Genomic DNA, 21348 nt, shown 5'->3' with positions numbered 1-21348 from the left:
CCGTCCGGAAACGAAAAAGGCGTGCCCAACATTGGGCACGCCTGATACCACATGGAGATGTATCGCGCCGATGAAGGAACGCGTCAGCCGACCTTTTCCCCGGCCAGCATGAACCAGGTTTCGAGCACCGCATCGGGGTTCAATGACACCGAGTCGATGCCCTGCTCCATCAACCATTTAGCAAGCTCGGGGTGATCCGACGGCCCCTGACCACAGATGCCGACATACTTGCCCTGTGCCCGGCACGCCTGGATGGCCATGGCCAACAACTTCTTGACCGCCGGGTTACGCTCATCGAAGAGATGCGCCACGATGCCCGAGTCGCGATCCAGCCCTAGCGTCAACTGAGTCAGATCATTGGAGCCGATGGAGAAGCCATCGAAATGCTCCAAGAACTCATCAGCCAAGAGCGCATTGGCCGGCAATTCGCACATCATGATGACCTTCAGGCCCTTGCCCTCGGGAGACGCCGCCTCGCCGCGCTTGAGCCCATTGGCTGCCATCAGCGACACGACCTCACGTCCTTCGTCGGGCGTTCTCACGAAAGGCACCATGATCTCGACGTTATCGAATCCCATGGCGTCCCGGACGCGTTTCAGAGCGCGGCACTCCAGCTCGAAGCATGGGCGGAACGTCTCCGAGATATAACGCGAAGCGCCACGGAACCCGAGCATCGGATTCTCTTCGCCAGGCTCGTAAAGCTTGCCGCCGATGAGGTTCTCGTATTCGTTGGATTTGAAATCGGACAGCCGCACGATGACGCGCTTGGGATAGAACGCCGCCGCCAGCGTGGAAATGCCCTCCACTAACCGATCGACATAGAAGCTCACCGGATCGTCATACCCAGCGGTACGCAGGTCGATGGTCTGCTGCAGGTCGGCGGGCAGCGTCGCGTAATCGATCAATGCCTTGGGATGCACGCCGATCATGCGGTTGATGATGAATTCCAGACGCGCCAATCCAACCCCCGCATTGGGCAAGCTTGAAAAGCCAAAGGCACGGTCAGGATTGCCAACGTTCATCATAATATGGAAAGGCAGCGCCGGCATGTTGTCGACCGTCGTCGTCTTACAATCGTAATCGAGCAACCCGTCGTAGACATGACCGGTGTCACCCTCGGCGCAAGAGACGGTCACCTCGCGGCCATCGGCAAGCGCCTGGGTTGCGTCGCCACAACCCACCACGGCGGGAATGCCCAGCTCGCGCGCAATAATGGCCGCATGGCACGTACGTCCGCCACGATTGGTGACGATCGCGGAGGCGCGCTTCATGATCGGCTCCCAGTCGGGATCGGTCATGTCGGTTACTAATACATCGCCGTCGTGCACCTTATCCATCTGCTCGGGACTGGCCACGATCTTGACCGCGCCTTGGCCGATACGCTGGCCGATGGCGCGGCCGTCCACCAGTACACGGCTTTTTTCCTTGAGCTGAAAACGCTCGAGCTTGCCACCTTCCACATTGGAAACCACGGTTTCGGGACGTGCCTGAACGATATACAGCTTGCCATCGTCGCCATCGCGCGCCCATTCGATGTCCATCGGGCGTCCATAGTGCGCCTCAATGGTCACCGCTTGCCGGGCCAACGCCATGACCTCGTCATCGCCTAGACAAAAACGTTGACGGTCAGCGTGCGGCACATCCACGGTCTGCACCGAACGACCAGCGGCGCTTTCTTCGCCGTAGACCATCTTGATCAGCTTGGAGCCCAGTGTCCGACGTAGCACGGCCGGACGCCCTGCCGCCAGAGTCGGCTTGTGGACGTAGAACTCATCGGGATTGACCGCCCCCTGAACGACCGTCTCGCCCAGCCCCCAGGACCCCGTCACGAACACCGCGTCGCGATATCCGGATTCGGTGTCGAGCGTGAACATCACGCCGCTGGCCGCCGTTTCGGAGCGCACCATTTTCTGCACACCAGCGGAAAGCGCCACGTTCTCGTGCGGATAACCTCGATGCACACGGTAGGCAATGGCACGGTCATTGAATAGTGACGCGAAGACCTCGTGAACGGCACGCTTGACGTTGTCGAAGCCCTCGATATTGAGGAAGGTTTCCTGCTGCCCCGCAAACGACGCGTCGGGTAGATCCTCAGCCGTCGCGGAGGAGCGTACCGCCGCCTTGAGATGTGGATGCTTATCCTGCAGTTGGCCATACGCCTCGGCCAAGACCTTCTCGAAGGCCGGTGGCAGTGGCGTATCGATGACCCACTGCCGAATCTGCGCCCCCGTCTCGGCCAGGGCCGTGACATCGTCGACATCCAGACGCACCAACGCGTCATTGATGCGCTCGTTGAGTCCCTCGTGCGCGAGGAATTCGCGATACGCCAAGGCGGTAGTGGCAAAGCCGCCGGGCACAGTGACACCGGCATCCGCCAGGTTGGAGATCATTTCCCCGAGTGACGCGTTCTTGCCGCCCACCCGCTCAACATCATCCATGCCAAGCTGATCGAACCAAACGATATACTCTTCCAAGAGAACCCCCTCGAGTCAGGACGGTAGCGATGACGACGTCGTCACAGCCAGTGCCGCGCGGGGCGCGGCGGATGCTCGTACCCTACCAAGGGGGCCGGCTATTCACCATTGGTCTAATAGCGAAGGGGTTGGAGTATTTTTACAACAACGCGGCATTTTCGAAAATTCTTGTAGTCGCCGTGCCGAGCGCGACGAACGCCTATTTGCGCTTGTCAGAAAGGAGCCAGAGAATAGACATATCTATTTTCACCACGTTCGGACATTTGCCATGCCCCGCACCGCTTACTTCATCTCCGATGGAACCGGCATCACCGCAGAAACACTGGGCCGCAGCCTGCTCGCCCAATTCGAGGACGTCGAGCTCAACCTAGTAGTCAAACCTTATATCGATACGCTGGAAAAGGCCCACACCCTGGCGGCCATCATCGCCCAGACCGCCGAGCGTGACGGCGCCCGCCCCATCGTGATCGACACCATCGTCGATCAAGCGATTCGCACCATCATTGCCGATGCGCCGGGCTTCAAGATAGACATCTTTTCGACGTTCCTGGCCCCGCTCGAGGAAGAGCTTGCGACTCATTCCACGTATACGGTGGGACGCACCCATGCCATTGGCCGCGACGACATTTATATGCATCGCATCGATGCCGTGCACTTCGCGCTCGACAATGACGATGGCGCACGCACGCACCAATATGATCAGGCCGATGTCATCCTGGTCGGCGTCTCACGTTGCGGCAAGACACCCACCTCGCTTTATCTGGCCCTGCAATTCGGCATTCAAGCCGCCAACTACCCCCTGACCGAGGATGATTTGGATGAAGACGGCACATTGAGCATGCCTAAGGCGTTGGCGCCTTATCGCCACAAGCTATTCGCCTTGACCATCGACCCACGCCGGCTCGCGGCAATTCGCAGCGAGCGTCGCCCCAATAGTCGGTACTGTTCAATGGATCAATGCATGCAGGAATTGCAGCAGGCCGAGGCACTGTTTCGCCGCTACCATATCCCCTATATCGACACCACACGCTTCTCCATCGAGGAGATCTCCACGCGCATGATCGCCGAGACCAACCTGACGCGGCGCTTCAGCCCGCGTTGATGCTCGACTCACCAGCTCGAACAGCTCAAAGATCGGCCAGCGGATGCGTCTCAGCATCCCAAAGCGGCATGAAAAAGCCATCGATGTAGTTCGCTGGTACGTTGGCGACATCCGTATACGCCCATTGCGGCGCTCGGTCCTTGTCGATCAGCAACGCGCGAATGCCCTCAGCCAATTCCGTATGCCGACAACATTGCACCGAGAGCATCAACTCATCGCGAAACGTCTCCGCCAAGCTGCCATCCCGGTGCCGACACAGCATGCGCCACACCAAGTGTGCCGTAGCCGGACAACCTGCCGCCAAACGCGCGCGATTGGCGGCCAGCCAGGCGTCCTCACGGGGATCATCGAGGATGCGGCGTACTACCTTTGTGATATCCGCCTCATCGCTCAAGACCTGAAGATGATCCAGACGCGGCATGACCTCGGCCTCCGGTGCCAACGCGCGGTTCTCGAAACCTCGCAAGACTTCCCTGACCGCCTGCTGTGGATGGCGATAATCGGCACTCTCCAGGGCCTTTAGCACATCTTGTCGCGCCTCCCTGGCGATGACACGATCCGCCAGCCCTAGTTCAAGGGCATCGCGCGCATTAAGCTGGGCGCCGGTTACACCTAAATAAAGCCCCACGCCACGAGGCATGCGCTGGAAAAACCAGCTGGCACCAACATCGGGGTACAGGCCGATACTGATTTCCGGCATGGCCAGGCGGCTGGTATCGGTCACGATACGGTGATCGGCGGCAACCAATAGCCCCAGGCCACCCCCCATAGCAACGCCATCGCCCCAGACGACAAGGGGCTTGGGGTAATGATGCAGGAAATGATCGAGACGATACTCAGCCCCGAAGTAAGCCTGAGCGGCCTCTCCCTCGTCCCCGGGAGACGTCGTCATGGCCCGATACAAGGCGACCACATCGCCGCCCGCACAAAATGCCTTGTCGCCCGCGCCTTGCAGCCACACCGCATGCACCGACATATCATCTGCCCAGGCGTCGAGCTTGGCATGCAGCGAGGTAATCATCGCCAGTGACAAGGCATTGAGACTGCCGGGCGCATTCAGCGTGGCGATGCCGAGGCACCCGCCGTCACGTGTGGGCCGCTCCTCGAAGATCACCTCGGATTCCGTCATCACCACCCCTCACCTTCTACTGCGAAAAGACGATGCAAGCTAGCTGTCATGCGTGCGGCTTCATTGTGGCAGAGTGCACGATCACATACCGCGCGGCGCAAAGATCCCCGGCGCATTGCGCCAGTAGCCCTTGTAATCCATACCAAAGCCGAATACATAGCGGTCGACGACCTCAAGACTGCAATAATCCGCCTGTAACCCCGGCACAGCTTTGCGGTCGTGACGCTTGTCGACCAATACCGCTGTCGAAATACTCGCCGCGCCCGCCTGACGACAATAGTCCAGAATCGCCGCCAGCGTCGTACCTTCATCGAGAATGTCGTCGACGATCACCACATGGCGACCGGCCATGGGAATCTCGGGAGAGACTCGCCAGAATAGCTCGCCCCCGCGCACGCCGCCGCGGTAGCGTGTCGCATGTAGATAATCCACTTCCAGCGGGAAACCGAGACGTGTCAGCAGATGTCCTGTGGTGATCAGTCCGCCGTTCATCACGCAGTAGAAAACCGGCAGTGTGTCGCCCAGATCTTGAGTGATCTCGTCGGCCATTCGGTCGAGCGCGCGCTCGACTTCCTGCTGCGAAATGAGGCAATCGGCATGCGCCATGACATCGCGCATGGTCGCCAGTGACTCCTGGCACACGGGGGTAGATTGGTTAGGCATCGGATTCCTGATCGTGGGAAGCATCATTCACTTCGCCTCTTCCGGCATTGCGCGAACGCTGGCGAGACGACGTATAGGGAGCCTCGCGGTCGGACGCCGCCCGCGAGTGTGTATCGTCGGATGCCTCATTCCGGGCATCGTTACCGGTGTTGTCGCTGCCTGCATCACTGTCATTGTCGGCATCGCCCTGAGCGTTCTCGCCGGTGATCTCCACCGGACCGGCAATATGCAACTCGGAGGCCGGCAACGCCAGGCGCGCATCATGCTCGCGCACGATATCGTAGACACGCAGCAGGATGTCCTGCTTCATCGATTGGAATTCAGCCCAGTCAGTAGTCTTGGCAAACGCATACACGATCAGCTCCAGCGCATGTTCGCCATAGCTCTGAAAGTACACCAGAATTTGCTCATCGGTATCCACGTCATCATGCGCATCGAGCATCGAGCGGGTCGCCTTGACGATGTCCGACACACGCTCGATATCGGTATAACGTAACCGAATGGTTTCGAAAAGGCGTCGGTTCCACATCCTCGAGGGGTTCTCGAGCACCAGGCTACTGAAGGCGGAGTTGGGGATATAAATCGGGCGCGACGCGAAGGTGCGAATGCGCGTCAAGCGCCAGCCGATATCTTCCACGACCCCTTCGATATCACGATCTGGAGATTTGATCCAGTCGCCGACGCGAAATGGCTTGTCCAGGTGAATCATTAATCCACCCAAGAAATTGGCCAGCATATCTTTGGCAGCGAAGCCGATTATCAGCCCGCCGGCCCCACCGAAGGCGGCCACTCCCGAGGGCGAGACACCCAAGCTCGAAAGAATCAACAACCCGATGATAACGACGACCACCGCCCCCAGTATCTTGGAGACGGCCGATGCCGTATCGGCATCCATGGACTTGGCACGATGCCCGCCCGGCGGAAACACCAAGCGTTTTTCAAGAAGCTTCACGGCCCTGAGCCCGGCCCAGGCCAGCAAGAGCAATGTAATGACGGCGCGTGCCTGAGCCAGATGCCCTTCCGCCCACTCGATATCCCAATGATAACGAACGACGGTTAGGCAGAGAGTGACCCCCATCAGCCAGATCCAGAGACGCAGCGGTCGCCGCAATGCCTTGATCAGGATGTCCGCCCAGCGGTTGCTGGTTTTCTCCAGCAACGGCCCCACACGCCAGATGACAACCCAGCTCACCAGATCGACGATCAGCGTCAGGGCAATGACTAAGCCAATCGCCGCCACCCACAGCGGCATGCCCAAGGTGGTTTGAACCCAATCCATCACGGGAGAGAAAAAATCAAACACGAGGATCCTTCCTTCTAGCTAGTACAGGTAGCGACGTCGATAGCCAGTGGCAAGGTCAGTGTGTGGGCGTTTCCGAGAGCGCCTCAAGTCGCGCATGGGCACGACGCCAACGCGCCAGCGCCGGCAGCGTTTCAAGCTCGGGACGGGCCCGACCGTAACGCAACTTGCCCAGACGCTTGGAAGAATGCCCCGCCGCCGCGTCGAGAATCTCGAGCGCCGCCGGGCGATCATTACATACTAGTACCATGTCACATCCTGCCGCCCAGGCGGCGTCGGCACGCGCCGAGGGCGACCCAGCCACGTGCGCACCGGCCATGCTCAGATCATCGGAAAACACCACGCCCTTGAACGCCAGTTCCTCGCGCAACATGCCAAGCCAGGAAGGGGAAAAACCCGCCGGGCGCGAATCGAACGCTGTATACACTACGTGCGCCGGCATCACGGCATCCAGCTTTCCAGAGAGCATCTTGAAGGGCACCAGATCATGCTCGCGCAACGCCGAGAGTGAGCGCGTGTCCTCGGGCAAGGCATGATGCGAATCGAGGCTGACGCCGCCATGCCCAGGGAAGTGCTTACCCACGGCGATCATGCCGGCCTCGTGCAACCCATCTATGAAGGCCTCACCAAGCACCGTGACGACTTCGGGGTCGGCGGAAAAACTACGATCACCTATGGCCGGCGAGCGCTGGTCGTCGACGTCGAGCACCGGAGCAAAGGTAATGTCGAAACCGCAGGCCGCCATCTCCATACCCAACAACCAGCCGGCTTCATGGACCAGGGTACGAGCTGCTTCAGGGGCCTCGGCATAACCGGCTGCCAGCATCGCCATGGATGGCAGCCGCGTCACGCCGTCCTGCAGGCGCTGGACACGCCCACCCTCCTGGTCGATCGCCAGCAGCACATCAGGGCGCACGTCGCGAATCGCGCGGGTCAAGGCTCGCACTTGCTCGGCATCATGCGTATTGCGCTGGAAGAGAATCACCCCACCGATCTCGGGGCGAGCCAGAAGCTGACGTTCGTCGTCGCTGAGTTGGGTACCTTCGATGTCCAGCATGACCGGGCCGAGAGGTTGGGTCATCATCGCGCTCCTGGCAAATGGAGGAAGGATTCTAGGTGGTGAGCAGCATTACGTCGAGCGCAGCCCTTTTGTAAACACCCTCTCAGTCATGCAGCCAAATCGGCGTTCCGGCCGTCGCGACCTCGAACACGGTCAGCAACGCCTCATCGCGCAGCCGAATACAACCATGCGAGGCTGGCGTTCCCATCGGTTGTTCGGGGGGCGTGCCATGCAGGTATATATAGCGGCGCTGACTATCCACATCGCCACCGCGATTGACACCCCGTTCCAGGCCACACAACCACAGGATACGCGTCAATATCCAATCCCGCTCGGGATGAGCACGGGCCAGCTCGGGCGAAAACACCTCGCCGGTGGGGCGCCGCCCGCGAAAGACACTGCCGGGTGGCAGTCCATCACCGATAACTGCGCGCACGTAATGCCACCCCACAGGCGTCTGCCCGCTGCCTTCGTGTTGCCCGATACCGTGAGCGCCCGAGGAAATCGGGAACGTCTCGCGACACGCGTCGCCCTCACGGATCGTCAGCGACTGCGTACCGAGATCGATTTCCAGCCAGACGCCCTGTTCGGGGGGTAGATGGGAGAGTTGCGGCGTTCGCATCATCCCGCCACCTTGAGAGCGTCATCAGGCAATGGCGCCTGCATGCCGGCCACGACCACCGGACGCAGCCGACGAATCAGATCGCGCACGCTGACATGCTCGTGATAATCCTTGTCGGCGATATCGCGCAACGCATCAAGGCCCGACAACGTGAAGATCACCGTGCCCAGCATGAAGTGTAATCGCCAAAAGCGTTCCGCCTCGGGTAGTTCCGGCGTCGCGCGGCGTACCAAGTCGCTGAAGCGTGAGAACACATTGCCATAGTGCTCCTGAATGTAACGGCGCAAGTGGCCCTGAGCCTGAGTATAGGCCAGCCCCAGTAAGCGCATGAACACCTTGAGGCTATTGCGCTCGGCAGGAACTTCCAACACGGTGCGTGCCAATGTCTCCAACAACACCTCGAGGGGAATGGCCTCACCCCGATATTGCACCTCGAGCTCATCCAGGGCCTGGTGAAAGCGCTCGGAAAAGGGGTCGAGATAGCGCGCGAAGACCGCCTGGATGAGCGCCTTCTTGGACCCGAAATGGTAATTGACCGCCGCCAGATTGACCTTGGCTTTGCTGGTGATGGTACGTAGCGAGGTCTCGGCGAACCCCCGCTCGGCGAACAGGACTTCGGCGGTATCGAGAATGCGCGTCACTGTATCTGTCTGAGCCATGGGGCGCCCCGCGTGGAATAAACGAATGTTTAAAACATTTCGATTCTAAGCCTTGATATCGAGAACGACAAATCTCCACGTTTGAAACACCAGGTCCCTGAGCAAATGATGGCGCGAATGGTTGCACCGCGCCAAAGACTGGATACAATCACATACTGTATACTTGAACACGTCAGTGCCCGCCGGAGGCCCCATGTCTCGCTCGCTAACTTCGCGCCAGCAACACGTCTTTGATTTTATCGTCAAGACCATGAATGAGCTTGGCTACCCGCCAACGCGCGCCGAAATCGCCCGGGCCCTAGGCTTTCGCTCGCCGAACGCCGCCGAGGAGCATCTCCGCGCGCTCGACCGTAAGGGGGTCATTCGCATGATCCCCGGCACGTCGCGCGGCATCCGCCTCACCGCAGAAGACGACACCGCCTTGACCAACAGCGACGGCCTGCCGGTTATCGGTGAGGTTGCCGCCGGTAGCCCAATACTCGCCGCAGCGCATATCGACCGGCACTGCCCTCTCGCGCCGGACTATTTCACCCCCCGCGCCGATTACCTGCTACGTGTCCGCGGGCTCTCGATGAAAAATGCCGGCATTCTCGATGGCGACCTGCTCGCCGTGCATCGCACCCAGCAGATCCGCGACGGCCAAATCGTCGTCGCCCGCCTAGAAGACGACGTCACCGTCAAGCGCTTCAAGCGTCAAGGCCATCATGTCTGGCTGCTTGCCGAAAACGAGGATTTTTCGCCCATCGAGGTCGATCTACGCCATCAGGAACTCGAGATAGAAGGCCTCGGCGTTGGCGTGATTCGTGGCGGTGGCGGTAACGGCCTGCATTAAGCCGATACGCCGTTCATCATGCGCAAGATCCTTCACGCCGATTGCGACTGTTTTTATGCCGCCGTGGAAATGCGCGACGACCCAGCGTTACGCGACATCCCCATAGCGATCGGCGGCAGCCCTGAGACACGCGGCGTTGTCGCCACCTGCAATTACCCCGCACGCGCCTTCGGCATCCATTCGGCGATGCCCATGGCACGTGCCATGCGCCTGTGTCCGCATTTAACGCGACTCTCCCCGGACTTCGAAAAATACCGTGCTGTCTCGGCACGCATCCAAGCACTGTTCCATGAGCTGACATCACTGGTGGAGCCTTTGTCCCTCGACGAAGCGTATTTGGATGTCAGCGAGGTCACACGCTTCCAGGGGAGCGCGACCTGGATGGCCAGATGGCTCAAGCAGGAGGCGCTAGCGCGGACGGGTATCGTCATCTCGGTGGGGGCGGCACCCAGCAAATTTCTCGCCAAACTGGCCAGTGACTGGGACAAACCCGATGGACTATGTGTGATAGCTCCGGACGAAGTCGAGCCTTTTCTCCTCGCCTTGCCCGTCAAGCAGCTACACGGCGTGGGCCCAGCGACGGCGGCCAAGCTCGAGGCACTGGAGATTGTCACCTGCCGCGACCTACGCGAATGGCCGCTCGAATCTTTAATCGAGCGCTTCGGCAAGTTCGGGCGCCGGCTATTCGAGCTGGCGCGTGGCATCGATGAACGCCCGGTACAGATCGAGCGTGAACGCAAATCCGTCAGCGTGGAGACGACTTATCACCGCGATCTGCCCGACCTGGCCAGCTGCCATGACGCACTCACGCCGCTCGTTGAACGTTTGATGGCACGTCTGGCACGACACGGTACGCCGGCCATTCAAAAGCTTTACGTCAAGGTTCGCTTCAACGATTTCAGTAGCACGACCCTGGAAGCGGCGGGTCGTGAAGCACTGGCGGCACGCTTTCAAGCCTTGCTGGACGGTGCCTGGGCACGCGGCGAGCGCCCCGTGCGCCTGCTCGGAGTCGGCGTACGCCTGACGCCCGAGGCACAGCGACGCCAGATGACACTCTTCGACTGACGCTCAAGCAAAGACGACTGTCTTATTGCCGTGGATCAGAACCCGGTCCTGCAAATGCCAACGTAGTCCCCGCGCCAGCACGGCTTTTTCTACGTCACGCCCCAGACGCACCAAGTCCTCGGCAGTATGGCAGTGTGTCACGCGCTGGATGTCTTGCTCGATGATGGGTCCCGCATCAAGCTCTTCGGTGACATAGTGGCACGTAGCACCAATCAGCTTGACGCCCCGCGCGTAGGCCTGATGATAAGGTTTGGCGCCAGCGAAGGAGGGCAAGAAACTGTGGTGGATATTGATGATCCGCCCGGCGTACCGCTGGCACAGGTTGGGCGGCAGAATCTGCATGTAGCGCGCCAGCACTACTGTATCCGCCCGGGCCTCTTCGACCAGTGCCTCGACCTGCGAAAATGCTGCCGCCTTATCGTCCGCATCGACCGGCACATGGTGAAACGGAATACCATGCCATTCGACCAGCGCGCGCAACGCTTCATGATTAGAGATCACGCAAGGGATCTCGCAATCGAGCTCACCCGCAGTCCAGCGGTATAACAGATCGACCAAGCAATGCGAAGCACGCGAGGCCATCAGAACGACGCGCTTGGGCTTTGAGGTATCGCTCAGTTTCCAATCCATCGAGAACTCACCGGCAATGGCGGTAAAGTCGTCGCGCATCGCATCGAGACTCAGCGGCAAAGACTCAGCCTTGATTTCGTAGCGCATGAAAAAACGCCCGGTGGCCAAATCCGAATGCTGATTGGCCTCGGTGATCCAGCCGCCATGACCGGCGATATAACTGGATACGCGAGAAACGATACCCACGCGGTCGGGGCACGAGACGATAAGACGATACGAATGGGACATGCGCGCTACCATCAATCCTGAAATTAGCAGTGTTCAACGTTCTCTTGAGGGAGACGCGTCTCACCAAAGGGCGCCTATTGTAGCGAATTCGATCACGACAAGAAGCCTCGATTGTGGCCGCGCCGGGGCATCCCGTATAGTGATGGACATCTTCACGTTAAGGGATAACGATGTCCCAACCACGCATCCAGATACGCGCCCGCCGCAAGCCTCCCCTTCAGATACTGCCCCTCGGCGGCTGTGGTGAAATCGGCATGAATTTCACCCTTTACGGGCATCTTGACCACTGGATCGTGGTCGACTGCGGCATGATGATTCGCCAGGACCTCCCGCAGGCGCCCTTGCAAGTACCCAATGTCGACCTCTTGCCTTCTCAGGGTATCGTCCCTCAGGCAATTCTCGTCACGCACGGACATGAAGATCACATCGGCGCGATTGCCTGGCTGTGGCCCCGTTGGCAATGCCCCATCCATGCGACGCCACTAGCCGCCGGCCTGCTACGCCTGCGCTTCGCCGAACAGCAACTGCCTACTGATGCGATTCACGTCATCACGCCCGACGAGGCCATGCAAAGCGGCCCTTTCGATGTACGATTTTTGCCGCTGCCACACTCGATCCCCGAAAGCTGTGCCCTGCTCTTGGCGACACCCGAGCATCGTGTCCTGCACACTGGCGACTGGAAGCTCGATCCCGAGCCCTTGATCGGTGATCCCGTCTGCCCGCAGCGCTTCCAGGCATTGGCGCCTATCGACCTCGTCGTCGGCGATTCCACCAATGCCCCCGTCCCCGGGCATTCACGCAGCGAAGGCGACGTCGCGCGCGCGCTTGAAACAGCGATCGGCGCTTGCCCCGGCCGCGTGATCGTCAGCTGCTTCGCCAGCAACCTGGCGCGCATCCTGGCACTGGGCCGTGCCGCCAAGGCATGCGGACGACGCGTCAGCCTCATGGGACGTTCGATGGAGCGCATGGTGAATGTCGCCCGAGGGCTGGGCTATCTGGATGATTTCCCTTCCCTCGTCCCCATTCGCGACCTTGGTTACTTGCCGCCCGAAGAGGTGCTGGTCATCGCCACCGGCAGTCAGGGGGAACCACGTTCCGCACTGTCTCGCCTGGCCCAGGGACAGCACGCCGATTTCGAACTCCAGCCCGGCGACACTGTGATTTTCTCGGCCAAGGCAATCCCAGGTAACGAATTGCTGATCGAACGGTTACAGGCAGGGCTCAAGCGTGCCCACGTTACCCTTTACGATGAACGCAATCATCCCGAGCTGCACGCCTCAGGGCATCCCGCACAGGATGAATTGCAGTGTCTTTATGGCTGGCTCGCTCCCCAGCGTTTGCTACCCGTGCATGGCGAATTCCAACACCAACAAGCGCATCGTGCCCTGGCGGAATCGCTGGGCATCGAGGTGCCTTGGATCCCGCGAAACGGCGATATGCTTCGCTTCGATAATGAGGGTTTGAGCTGTCTTGCGCGCCACTCGCTGGCGCCGCATATCGTCACCCAGAATCGTATTCATCCCTTAGAAGGGTTGCGCGCTCCCGCCATGTCGAGCATGCATCGCCGCAGCGGTATCCTGAGTTTGACGCTTCCGGTCGCTCGACAGGCGTCGGGGTGGGCACGCGTGGGGCGCTTGTTGTGGGACACGAGCCACGACCTGTCACTGGACGACACCGCCCTCGCCGATTGGCTCGATGACCAGTTGGCCATGCATGAGGCAGACACCATTGCCAAGTTACGTCAGCAATTGCACGCTCCCTTGATGCATTGGCTCGACGAACACCTGCGTCATCTTCCCGACGTCCATCTGCATATCATGGCCGCAGAAGAGACCTCGCCTCTCGACTCATGACCCCATATGAAAACGGACCCTACGGTCCGTTTTTAATCGTTCTACGCGCAACACTTACTGCTTGCGTTCCTTATCTTTCTTCGGCGGACGCCCCCGACGCTTGCGCGGCTGTTCGGACATCAAATCGTCCATAGAAAGGCCGGCATCGCTCATCGCTTCACGAATTTCCGCCAACTTACGCTCTTTATCGGCTTCTTCGGCTTGTCGCTTATGATCTTCCTGCTGCTTCTGTTCGATCACTTCACCGATGACTTCCGACAGCTTGTGGAGCTGCTCCATGCTGAGCTGTCGCGCGGCAGCGCGAGCCACGTTTTTATTTCGCGCAATGCGCTCCAGAGTATCAGTGGACATTTGCCTCCTCCATTTAAAATAACCAACCTGCAGCATAACGCCTTGGCGTTTCTGAAAAGTATATGACTCGAACTTGGTTTAGCAAGAAAATAATGTTCTCAATACAAGTCGAACCTTATAGCTTTATGGTCAGGAGACGCATCACACTACCGCGCATAAAGGGTACGTACAAAAAATTATCCGCCCGTCATATTCATGAAGCGCACGATATCGACATCACCGTCCGTGCGGAAATGATGGCGCTCGGGTTTCAATGGCATGGCCTCGACGATGCGCTGCTTGAGGCGCTCCATATCACCGGGATAACGCCGCAAAACCTCGCGTAGATCGACCGAATGCTCGTTGCCGAGACACAGTAACAAACGCCCTTCCACCGTGACCCTTACCCGGTTGCAGGTGTCGCAGAAATTATGGCTGTGCGGTGAAATGAAACCGATACGCGAATCACTATCCGGCATACGGAAATAACGCGACGGCCCCAAGGTATTCTCGGTGGTCGGCAACAGCGGATAACGCGATGCGATGGCCGCGTGCGCATCATCGCTGGAATAAAAGGTTTCTTCGCGCGAATGATCGGAGACGTCGCCCAGCGGCATTTCCTCGATAAAGCTGATATCCACGCCTTCTCGACGCGCGAAGTCGACCAGATCAAGAACTTCATCGTCGTTACGCCCCTTGAGCACGACGGCATTGAGCTTGATACGCTCGAATCCGGCATCGCGCGCGGCACGAATACCGGCAATGACATGTTCGAGATTGCCGGTGCGCGTCAAGCTGCGGAAACGCTCGGGGTCGAGTGAATCAATGCTGATATTGAGGCGCTGCATACCGCCTTCCCGCAATGCCTTGGCATGCTTGACCAACCCCGCGCCGTTAGTGGTCATGGCGAAGTCCTTGAGGCCCGGAAGCGCGCCGACACGCGACACCAGATCGTCGATGCCACGTCGTACCAGCGGCTCACCGCCGGTCAAGCGAATCTTTTCCACGCCCAGTTCGACGAACGCACGCGCCACCTGCTCGATCTCTTCAAGCGTCAATATCTGTGCACGCGGCAGAAACGTCATGTCCTCGCTCATGCAATAGACGCAGCGAAAGTCACAGCGATCCGTCACCGAGATACGCACATAGCGAATCTGGCGCTGAAAATTGTCGATCAGCTCGGTCATGCTTCCTCCCAACGGTCCGCGTCCCGCGCGTCACTGTCACGCACCGAGACCCAATACGTCCCGCTTGCAGTGTGTTCTTTCTTCCAGAATGGCGCACATGTCTTGAGGTAGTCCATCAGAAAATCGCACGCATCGAATGCCGCACGGCGATGGGCACTCGCAACCATGACCATGACGATGGGGTCACTTGGCAACAAGCGGCCGACACGATGCACAATGCGTATCCCATCGAGCGGCCAGCGCGACGTCGCCTGCTCAGCAATGTCACGCAGCGCCGCCTCGGTCATGCCAGGATAATGCTCCAGCGACAGGGCCTGCACGTCCGGGCGCTCATTGAAATCGCGCACCAGGCCAGTGAAGGTCACCACGGCACCGATATCATGACGCCCCGCCAGCAATTGGCGCTGCTCCTCCCCCACATCGAAGACCGGCGACTGCACACGCACATCGATCATGACTGCCTCCTCACCCACCGGTGACCGGTGGAAAAAACGCCACTTCATCCCCATCGGCGAGCGACGTTCCATCATGTGCCATGGCATGGTTAACGGCACACAGAATGCGCGCAGCGGACAAGGCCGCGAAGCGGGAATCCTGTTTCTCAAGAGCGGCCTTGAGACTGGCGACATCGGGTCTTTTCAGCGATGCAACCGGCACTTCCACCTCTTCAATATCCAGTCGCTCGCGCAATTCGGCGAGGAGCTTGACGCGTATTGCGGCGATTTCGACGGATGGGGTTTCGAACGCTTCGCGCGTCGCGGATTCATCCTCGGAAGCGCGGTGCCAATCACCGGACTTGCCGCCCGTCTTGTGCTCCAAGCGCACGCCTTCGACCATCATGTCCCTGTCGACCGCCTTGCACATATCGTAGAGGGTCAGACACGCAACCGAGACCGCGGTCAGCGCCTCCATTTCCACACCGGTGCGGCCCGCCAGACGGCAGCGTGATTCCACATGCACACAAGAAGCCGCATCGTCGAGGCGAAAATCGACGCTCACCTTGGACAGCAGCAACGCATGACACAAGGGAATCAGCTCATGCGTGCGCTTGGCGGCCTGAATGCCGGCGATACGCGCCGTGGCCAGCACATCGCCTTTGGGCAAGCCGCCCTCGGCCAGCAATGCCAGCGTTTCTGGGCGCATGACGATGCGTCCGCTTGCCACGGCCTCGCGCTGCGTTTCGGCTTTGTCGCCAACATCCACCATGTGGGCTTCGCCACGTGCATTGAGATGGGTCAAACTCATGTCAGGTCACCGAACGGTTGTATCGTCACCGGCGTACCCGCCTCAACGGCGGCACATCCGTCACCGATTTCGATAAGGCAATTGGCCGCCACCATCGAGCTCAGAATGCCCGATCCCTGGCGGCCTGTGGTACGCACCCACAGTTGACCGGCGTCATCACTTGTATAAATACCACGATGGTAATCGACACGTCCCTCACGGCTTTTCAATGGCTCGCCGGCCAGCGCCGTGAGACGGGACGGTTGCCAGTCATGCTCTCCCTGCATGCGCCGTAACATAGGTTGAACGAACTGCAAGAACGTCACCATGACCGCCACGGGGTTGCCGGGCAGCCCGAAGAAAGGCACCGTCACGCCCCCCGTTTGATGGATACGACCGAACGCCAAGGGTCTTCCCGGACGCATGGCGATCCGCCATAACCCCAGCTCGCCGATAGCCGTAAGCGCGGGCTTGACCCAATCGGCTTGGCCGACCGACACGCCCCCGCTGGTTACCACCATATCCGCCTCGTGGGCCGCCGCCGCGAGGGAGACACGCATGCTGTCAAGATTATCCTGCAGGATGCCCAGATCGATGACCTCGCAGCCCAGGCGGCTCAGCAGACCTTGTAACGAAAAACGGTTGGTATCGTAAATGCCGGCGGGCGGCAGCGACTCGCCCGGCGCCGTGACTTCATCGCCGGTAGAGAACACTGCCACGCGTAGCGAACGGAATATCTCGACCTCCGCGTATCCCAGTGAGGCCAGTAACCCCAAGTGCTGCGGCCGTAACCGTGTCCCTGCACTCAGTGCATGCTCGCCGCGAGCAATATCTTCGCCGGCCTGGCGCACGTTCTGCCCACGCCGTACCCGCTCGGAGTGTTCGACACGGATGCGATCGGGGATGCCACTATCGACGAGCTGCTCGCTCATGACGACGGTATCTGCGCCGGCCGGCAGCGGCGCTCCGGTGGTAATCCTCACCGCCCCGCCTAACGCCAGCGATGTTGTCAACCGCGTACCCGCCAAGACATCACCGACCACGTCCACGCGCATGTCGCCTCCCGGCACGTCATCGGGCCACGCCAGCGCGATGCCGTCCATCGCGGCGTTGGTATTCTGCGGCACGTCGATTGGCGACATGACATCCACCGCCAACACTCCGCCACAGGCCGACGCCAAGCTAACCCGACGCGTGGTGACCGGTGGCGGCGTCATCGCCGCCAGGGCCTCGAGCGTCTCATCGACGCTGAGCATGCGCTCGCCCAGTTCAAAACACGATAAGGTCATGACGTCTCCCGGGGACCGCGACGCATCTCGGGCCAACGTTGCGGCCAGGCCTGCAACCAGTCGACCAAGGCGTCATGATCGTCCATCGACAAGCGCTCGACACCTCCCGGCAGCGCAATATTATCGGGCGTCGCCACTGCCCGCACCCAGGGGTCATCGGCCGCCATCAGCGGCTTCTGCAAGGCCTCGCGATGCAGCTCCAGCTTGGGTAAAGGCCAGGCTTTGAAGCCTTCGACCAGGATCAAATCCGGCGCCAAGGGCAGAACATGGGGGATCAGCGCCGCTAGATCGGCTTCCTCACGTTCGGGCGTTTCCATCATCATGGCAAAACGCTTGCCCGAAGCCACCAGCATTGGCATCGCGCCAGCGTGACGCAGGCGGTAGCTATCCTTGCCAGGGCGGTCGATGTCGAAGGCGTGATGGGCATGCTTGATCACGGCCACCTGCATTTCTGCATCGGCTAATCTGGGCAAAAGTGCCTCAAGCAGCGTCGTCTTGCCGGTCCCACTCCAAGCAGCGATACCCAGCAGCGGCGTGTCTAGCGTATCAAGCGATAACGTCATCGCGTTTTGTCGTCCTCATGCCAATTCGTCGAGGGAGAACCATCCATAGATAACAGGAGGCAACAAACATGCCGAGCAACCACCCTTAGTGCGATGATGAATTGCCTTGGCTCTCCGATAATCACACAGGAAGGCAGCTCCCGGGTCAAAACGACCCACCAGAGCGCCAGCTCCGCTCCATAACGTCACGATCATCGGGAGAGTTGAGGTTGGCGAACGCCTCGGGCTGATCGGAAAAATCGACATGACACCAAGGGTGGCGCGCATACCAGCGATCTATCTTGCGCTCGCCATCGCGCAAAGCAGCCCCGAGATCGTCGCGCAGCGTGGCGTCGATCAAGGCCACCACGGGATGCGCCCGCTGGCCGTCGTGTGCAACCGCGATACGCTGCTCGCCGAGCCCTTGCTGCATGCGCAGCGCTAGATCCGTCGGCAGAGCCGGAGAATCGCAAGGCACGAATAATACCCAGGGCGTGTCTATGGCACATAACGCACTCCACATACCCATGAGCGGCCCGTGATAGCCTGTCTCGCGGTCGCTGATGAGCGGGTACCCCAGCGCCCGATAACGCTCGAGGCTACGATTGGCATTGATCGCGATGCGACCGACCTGAGGCGCCAGACGGTTCACCACGTGCGCGATCAAGGGTTCGTCCGCAAACGACTCCCAGCCTTTATCGCGGCCGCCCATGCGACGCCCTTCGCCTCCCGCCAATATCACGGCGGTCACTTCATCCTCGTGCATGCCTACCACTCCCGCGCTGGCTACTCATTCCACCATCATACGCAGCTTCGGTGCACACGCCGAGCCACTTACCAGGTGCGTACGGCAATGACGACGTCACACCGCCACACCCTGCTTGAAGGCACTTACCTGTAGGCATCGTTGTTCGAGGCTCCAGTACTCGTCGCAGCGCTCGGTCAATACACTGGGTTGATGTGCACTGAGTACGATGGCGCAGCCCACCTCATGCAGCGACGAGATCAATGCACTGACATCAGCAATAGCCTGACGATCAAGGCTGGCAGTGGGCTCGTCGAGCAGCAACACGCGTGGCGACAATAACCAGGCCCGCGCCAACGCCAATCGCATACGCTCACCGCCAGACAGCGAGCGGGCCCGTTGCTCTGCATGTGCGGCTAGGCCACAGTGTTCCAGCATCGCCGCCACACGATCACGGGCCATTTCTCCGCGCCAGCCGTGCCATCGGGCAACATAGCGCAGATTGCCTGCGACACTGGTATCGAAGAGATAGGGCTGTTGGTGAAGATAGAGCACGCGCCCTGGGCAAGGTGGCGTGACGGCAGACATCGCGCCCGCCAACGTCCAATGTATGGTGCCTTGGCGGGGCGCCTCCAACCCCGCCAGAAGACGCAGCAATGTCGTCTTGCCGCTACCATTATCGCCACGCAAGTGTACCAACGAGCGCCCCTGCCAATGCAGGTGGGGTATGTCCCATAGCACCGGCTGGCGATCAAATCCATGGGCGAGCTGGCTCACCTCGAGCATGAACATTCCCCTCGATGAACGATGCGCGATCAGACGCTCACGGTTTGGTGACCACGTCCGCGCATAACGCCCAGTAAAACATTGAGCACCAGCGCCAGCAGCAACAGGACGAGCCCTAGAGCCAGCCCTTGAGCGAACTCACCCTTGAGCGTCTCCAGGGCAATCGCCGTGGTGATGGTGCGGGTGAAATGCTCAATATTGCCCCCAATCATCACCGCGCTACCTACCTCAGCAATGATGCGCCCGAACGCAGCCAACACGGCGGCAATGACCCCGAAGCGCGCTTCGCGGATCAACATCCACAGAGATTGCCACCATCCGGCGCCTAGTTGCCGTGCCGTTTCCCAGGCACGCTGATCGATGCTTTGCAGCGTGCTGTGCAACATCGCGGTCAATACCGGCATAGCCAGCAGTATCTGGCCGAGGATCATGGCACGCTGGGTGAACAGCAGACGCAACTCCCCAAGCGGGCCGCTACGCGACAACAGCATGAACAGCACCAGCCCCACCACCACGGTCGGCACAGCCATGAACGTATTGACCAATGAGATCGCGAACCAGCGCCCCGGAAAGGCAACACGCGCCAGCAGCAAGGCAATCAATAACGAAGGCGGCAAGGCCACGAGTATCGCCGTCAGCGAGACACGAAACGAGACGCCGATGATTTCCCACAAGGCTGGATCGAGGGAAAGCAGCAGGTACAACGCCTCCCTCGCCGTATTCATGAGCTCATGCATCGACGCCTCCGCACGTCAGTCACTTTCATGGACAGCGCTCGTGGGATCGACCTTCTCGCCAGCGCTGGCATGGAACAATATCTTGTCATTGAGCCGGAAAGTGTCGATCAGGCCTTGCCCTTCATCGGAAATCAACCATTCGGCCAAGGCCCGTGCGCCCCGGGTATTGAGGCCGTCATAGCGTTCGGGATTGACCAGAATGACCTGATACGGATTGAACAACGCAGTATCGCCTTCGACCATGATCTCGAGATCGAGCTTATCTTGCATTGCCAGCCAGGTGCCGCGATCCGTCAGCGTATAGCCTTGCAATTCGCTGGCCATTTTCAGCACTTCTCCCATGCCTTGTCCCGCAGCGCGAAAACCCTCGAAATCAGGCGTTACGCCCGCCTCGTCCCAGAGATGCTTTTCTTTCTTGTCAGTGCCAGAGTCATCGCCACGCGAAATAAACGTCGCACCCTGACTGGCAAGAGTGGCAAATGCGCTAGTGGCATCATTACCGCCATCGATCCCGGCAGGATCGTCGGATGGCCCTGCGATAACGAAATCGTTGTACATCACACCATGCGGTTCGACGCCGTAACCGGCATCGACGAAGGCCTTCTCCGCAGCGGGCGCATGCGTCAAAACCAGGTCGACATCGCCGTCACGCCCCAGACGCAGCGCTTTGCCGGTACCTACGGGGATAACCTGGACCTGATAGGGATGATCTTCTTCGAACTTGGGCAACAGGTAATCGAGCAACCCAGAATTGTAGGTGCTGGTAGTGGTCGCCAAACGGACGGTATCGGCCGCCTGGGCTCCGGATACCAGCAACAACGATAGCGCCAGGGTGGCGAACAGCGAGAGACGGCGTGTCAACATAGGAACCCCTCATTATTGTCGAGTCAT

22 protein-coding genes are annotated in these 21348 nt (G+C 59.9%); 4 read left to right on the top strand and 18 right to left on the bottom strand.

Annotation, left to right across the window (positions count from 1 at the left end; translation table 11 throughout):
• Positions 1 to 83: 83 nt before the first annotated feature.
• On the bottom strand, positions 84 to 2474 hold the full coding sequence (ppsA, locus tag LUN51_RS16380) for a phosphoenolpyruvate synthase (protein WP_246894481.1): 2391 nt from the start codon (positions 2472 to 2474) through the stop codon (positions 84 to 86).
• Between the two features lie 268 nt (positions 2475 to 2742).
• Between ppsA and ppsR the strand changes: the two genes are divergently transcribed.
• Positions 2743 to 3576 (top strand): posphoenolpyruvate synthetase regulatory kinase/phosphorylase PpsR, encoded by an 834-nt coding sequence (ppsR, locus tag LUN51_RS16375; protein ID WP_040241540.1) that lies wholly within the window; start codon positions 2743 to 2745, stop codon positions 3574 to 3576.
• 25 nt (positions 3577 to 3601) lie between these two features.
• Here the strand turns inward: ppsR and LUN51_RS16370 are convergent, their stop codons facing one another.
• From LUN51_RS16370 to LUN51_RS16345, 6 genes are all read right to left on the bottom strand, one after another.
• The gene (locus tag LUN51_RS16370; RefSeq protein ID WP_277812090.1) at positions 3602 to 4705 is read right to left on the bottom strand and encodes an enoyl-CoA hydratase/isomerase family protein; all 1104 of its coding nucleotides are present in this window, start codon (positions 4703 to 4705) and stop codon (positions 3602 to 3604) included.
• Between the two features lie 81 nt (positions 4706 to 4786).
• The gene (locus tag LUN51_RS16365) at positions 4787 to 5368 is read right to left on the bottom strand and encodes a hypoxanthine-guanine phosphoribosyltransferase (RefSeq protein ID WP_040241544.1); all 582 of its coding nucleotides are present in this window, start codon (positions 5366 to 5368) and stop codon (positions 4787 to 4789) included.
• Positions 5361 to 6671 (bottom strand): mechanosensitive ion channel family protein, encoded by a 1311-nt coding sequence (locus LUN51_RS16360; protein ID WP_143333939.1) that lies wholly within the window; start codon positions 6669 to 6671, stop codon positions 5361 to 5363. Before LUN51_RS16360 ends, LUN51_RS16365 begins: the two co-directional genes overlap by 8 nt.
• Positions 6672 to 6726: 55 nt before the next feature.
• Positions 6727 to 7749 carry a beta-N-acetylhexosaminidase gene (gene nagZ, locus LUN51_RS16355; protein WP_040241545.1) on the bottom strand — a complete coding sequence of 341 codons (1023 nt, stop codon included), beginning with the start codon at positions 7747 to 7749 and terminating at the stop codon, positions 6727 to 6729.
• Between the two features lie 82 nt (positions 7750 to 7831).
• Positions 7832 to 8350, bottom strand: coding sequence for a L,D-transpeptidase (locus LUN51_RS16350; RefSeq protein ID WP_246894479.1), 519 nt, complete (start codon positions 8348 to 8350; stop codon positions 7832 to 7834).
• A complete protein-coding gene (locus tag LUN51_RS16345) occupies positions 8350 to 9009 on the bottom strand; it encodes a TetR/AcrR family transcriptional regulator (RefSeq protein ID WP_178997371.1) in 660 nt (219 codons plus the stop codon). The genes LUN51_RS16350 and LUN51_RS16345 overlap by 1 nt, the downstream gene beginning before the upstream one ends.
• 193 nt (positions 9010 to 9202) lie before the next feature.
• On the opposite strand from LUN51_RS16345, the gene lexA reads away from it, so the two are divergent.
• Positions 9203 to 9841, top strand: coding sequence for a transcriptional repressor LexA (gene lexA / locus LUN51_RS16340; protein ID WP_277812089.1), 639 nt, complete (start codon positions 9203 to 9205; stop codon positions 9839 to 9841).
• Positions 9842 to 9859: 18 nt separating this feature from the next.
• Complete coding sequence (dinB, locus tag LUN51_RS16335; RefSeq protein WP_277812088.1) at positions 9860 to 10906, top strand: DNA polymerase IV; 1047 nt, start codon at positions 9860 to 9862, stop codon at positions 10904 to 10906.
• 3 nt (positions 10907 to 10909) lie between these two features.
• Here dinB and purU read toward each other — a convergent pair whose 3' ends face one another.
• On the bottom strand, positions 10910 to 11764 hold the full coding sequence (gene purU / locus LUN51_RS16330) for a formyltetrahydrofolate deformylase (RefSeq protein WP_277812087.1): 855 nt from the start codon (positions 11762 to 11764) through the stop codon (positions 10910 to 10912).
• Positions 11765 to 11934: 170 nt separating this feature from the next.
• Between purU and LUN51_RS16325 the strand changes: the two genes are divergently transcribed.
• Positions 11935 to 13617 (top strand): ribonuclease J, encoded by a 1683-nt coding sequence (locus tag LUN51_RS16325; RefSeq protein ID WP_277812086.1) that lies wholly within the window; start codon positions 11935 to 11937, stop codon positions 13615 to 13617.
• A 54-nt stretch (positions 13618 to 13671) separates the two neighbouring features.
• On the opposite strand, the gene LUN51_RS16320 is transcribed toward LUN51_RS16325, so the two are convergent.
• The 10 genes from LUN51_RS16320 to LUN51_RS16275 form a co-directional block, all read right to left on the bottom strand.
• Positions 13672 to 13968, bottom strand: a complete 297-nt coding sequence (locus tag LUN51_RS16320; protein WP_040241550.1) for a hypothetical protein — start codon at positions 13966 to 13968, stop codon at positions 13672 to 13674.
• A 176-nt stretch (positions 13969 to 14144) separates the two neighbouring features.
• Positions 14145 to 15134: a GTP 3',8-cyclase MoaA gene (gene moaA, locus LUN51_RS16315; protein ID WP_277812085.1), complete on the bottom strand. Its 990-nt coding sequence runs from the start codon at positions 15132 to 15134 to the stop codon at positions 14145 to 14147.
• Positions 15131 to 15589 carry a molybdopterin synthase catalytic subunit MoaE gene (moaE, locus tag LUN51_RS16310; protein ID WP_277812084.1) on the bottom strand — a complete coding sequence of 153 codons (459 nt, stop codon included), beginning with the start codon at positions 15587 to 15589 and terminating at the stop codon, positions 15131 to 15133. The genes moaA and moaE overlap by 4 nt, the downstream gene beginning before the upstream one ends.
• A 10-nt stretch (positions 15590 to 15599) precedes the next feature.
• Positions 15600 to 16379, bottom strand: a complete 780-nt coding sequence (moaC, locus tag LUN51_RS16305; protein WP_246894477.1) for a cyclic pyranopterin monophosphate synthase MoaC — start codon at positions 16377 to 16379, stop codon at positions 15600 to 15602.
• Entirely contained in the window at positions 16376 to 17647 is a 1272-nt protein-coding gene (gene moeA / locus LUN51_RS16300) for a molybdopterin molybdotransferase MoeA (RefSeq protein ID WP_246894476.1), read from the bottom strand. The genes moaC and moeA overlap by 4 nt, the downstream gene beginning before the upstream one ends.
• The gene (gene mobB / locus LUN51_RS16295) at positions 17644 to 18210 is read right to left on the bottom strand and encodes a molybdopterin-guanine dinucleotide biosynthesis protein B (protein WP_246894475.1); all 567 of its coding nucleotides are present in this window, start codon (positions 18208 to 18210) and stop codon (positions 17644 to 17646) included. Before mobB ends, moeA begins: the two co-directional genes overlap by 4 nt.
• Positions 18211 to 18355: 145 nt before the next feature.
• Positions 18356 to 18955, bottom strand: coding sequence for a molybdenum cofactor guanylyltransferase MobA (gene mobA / locus LUN51_RS16290; RefSeq protein ID WP_277812083.1), 600 nt, complete (start codon positions 18953 to 18955; stop codon positions 18356 to 18358).
• A 96-nt stretch (positions 18956 to 19051) separates the two neighbouring features.
• Positions 19052 to 19720: an ABC transporter ATP-binding protein gene (locus LUN51_RS16285; RefSeq protein ID WP_277812082.1), complete on the bottom strand. Its 669-nt coding sequence runs from the start codon at positions 19718 to 19720 to the stop codon at positions 19052 to 19054.
• Between the two features lie 29 nt (positions 19721 to 19749).
• Positions 19750 to 20457 (bottom strand): ABC transporter permease, encoded by a 708-nt coding sequence (locus LUN51_RS16280; protein WP_277812081.1) that lies wholly within the window; start codon positions 20455 to 20457, stop codon positions 19750 to 19752.
• A 15-nt stretch (positions 20458 to 20472) separates the two neighbouring features.
• Positions 20473 to 21321, bottom strand: a complete 849-nt coding sequence (locus LUN51_RS16275) for a substrate-binding domain-containing protein (RefSeq protein WP_277812080.1) — start codon at positions 21319 to 21321, stop codon at positions 20473 to 20475.
• Positions 21322 to 21348 lie beyond the last annotated feature (27 nt).

The sequence above is a fragment of the Chromohalobacter canadensis genome, from assembly GCF_029544075.1.
GTDB lineage: Bacteria > Pseudomonadota > Gammaproteobacteria > Pseudomonadales > Halomonadaceae > Chromohalobacter > Chromohalobacter canadensis_A.
Note: the sequence above shows the minus strand (reverse complement) of the source record. Positions and strands in the feature narration are given on the sequence as shown.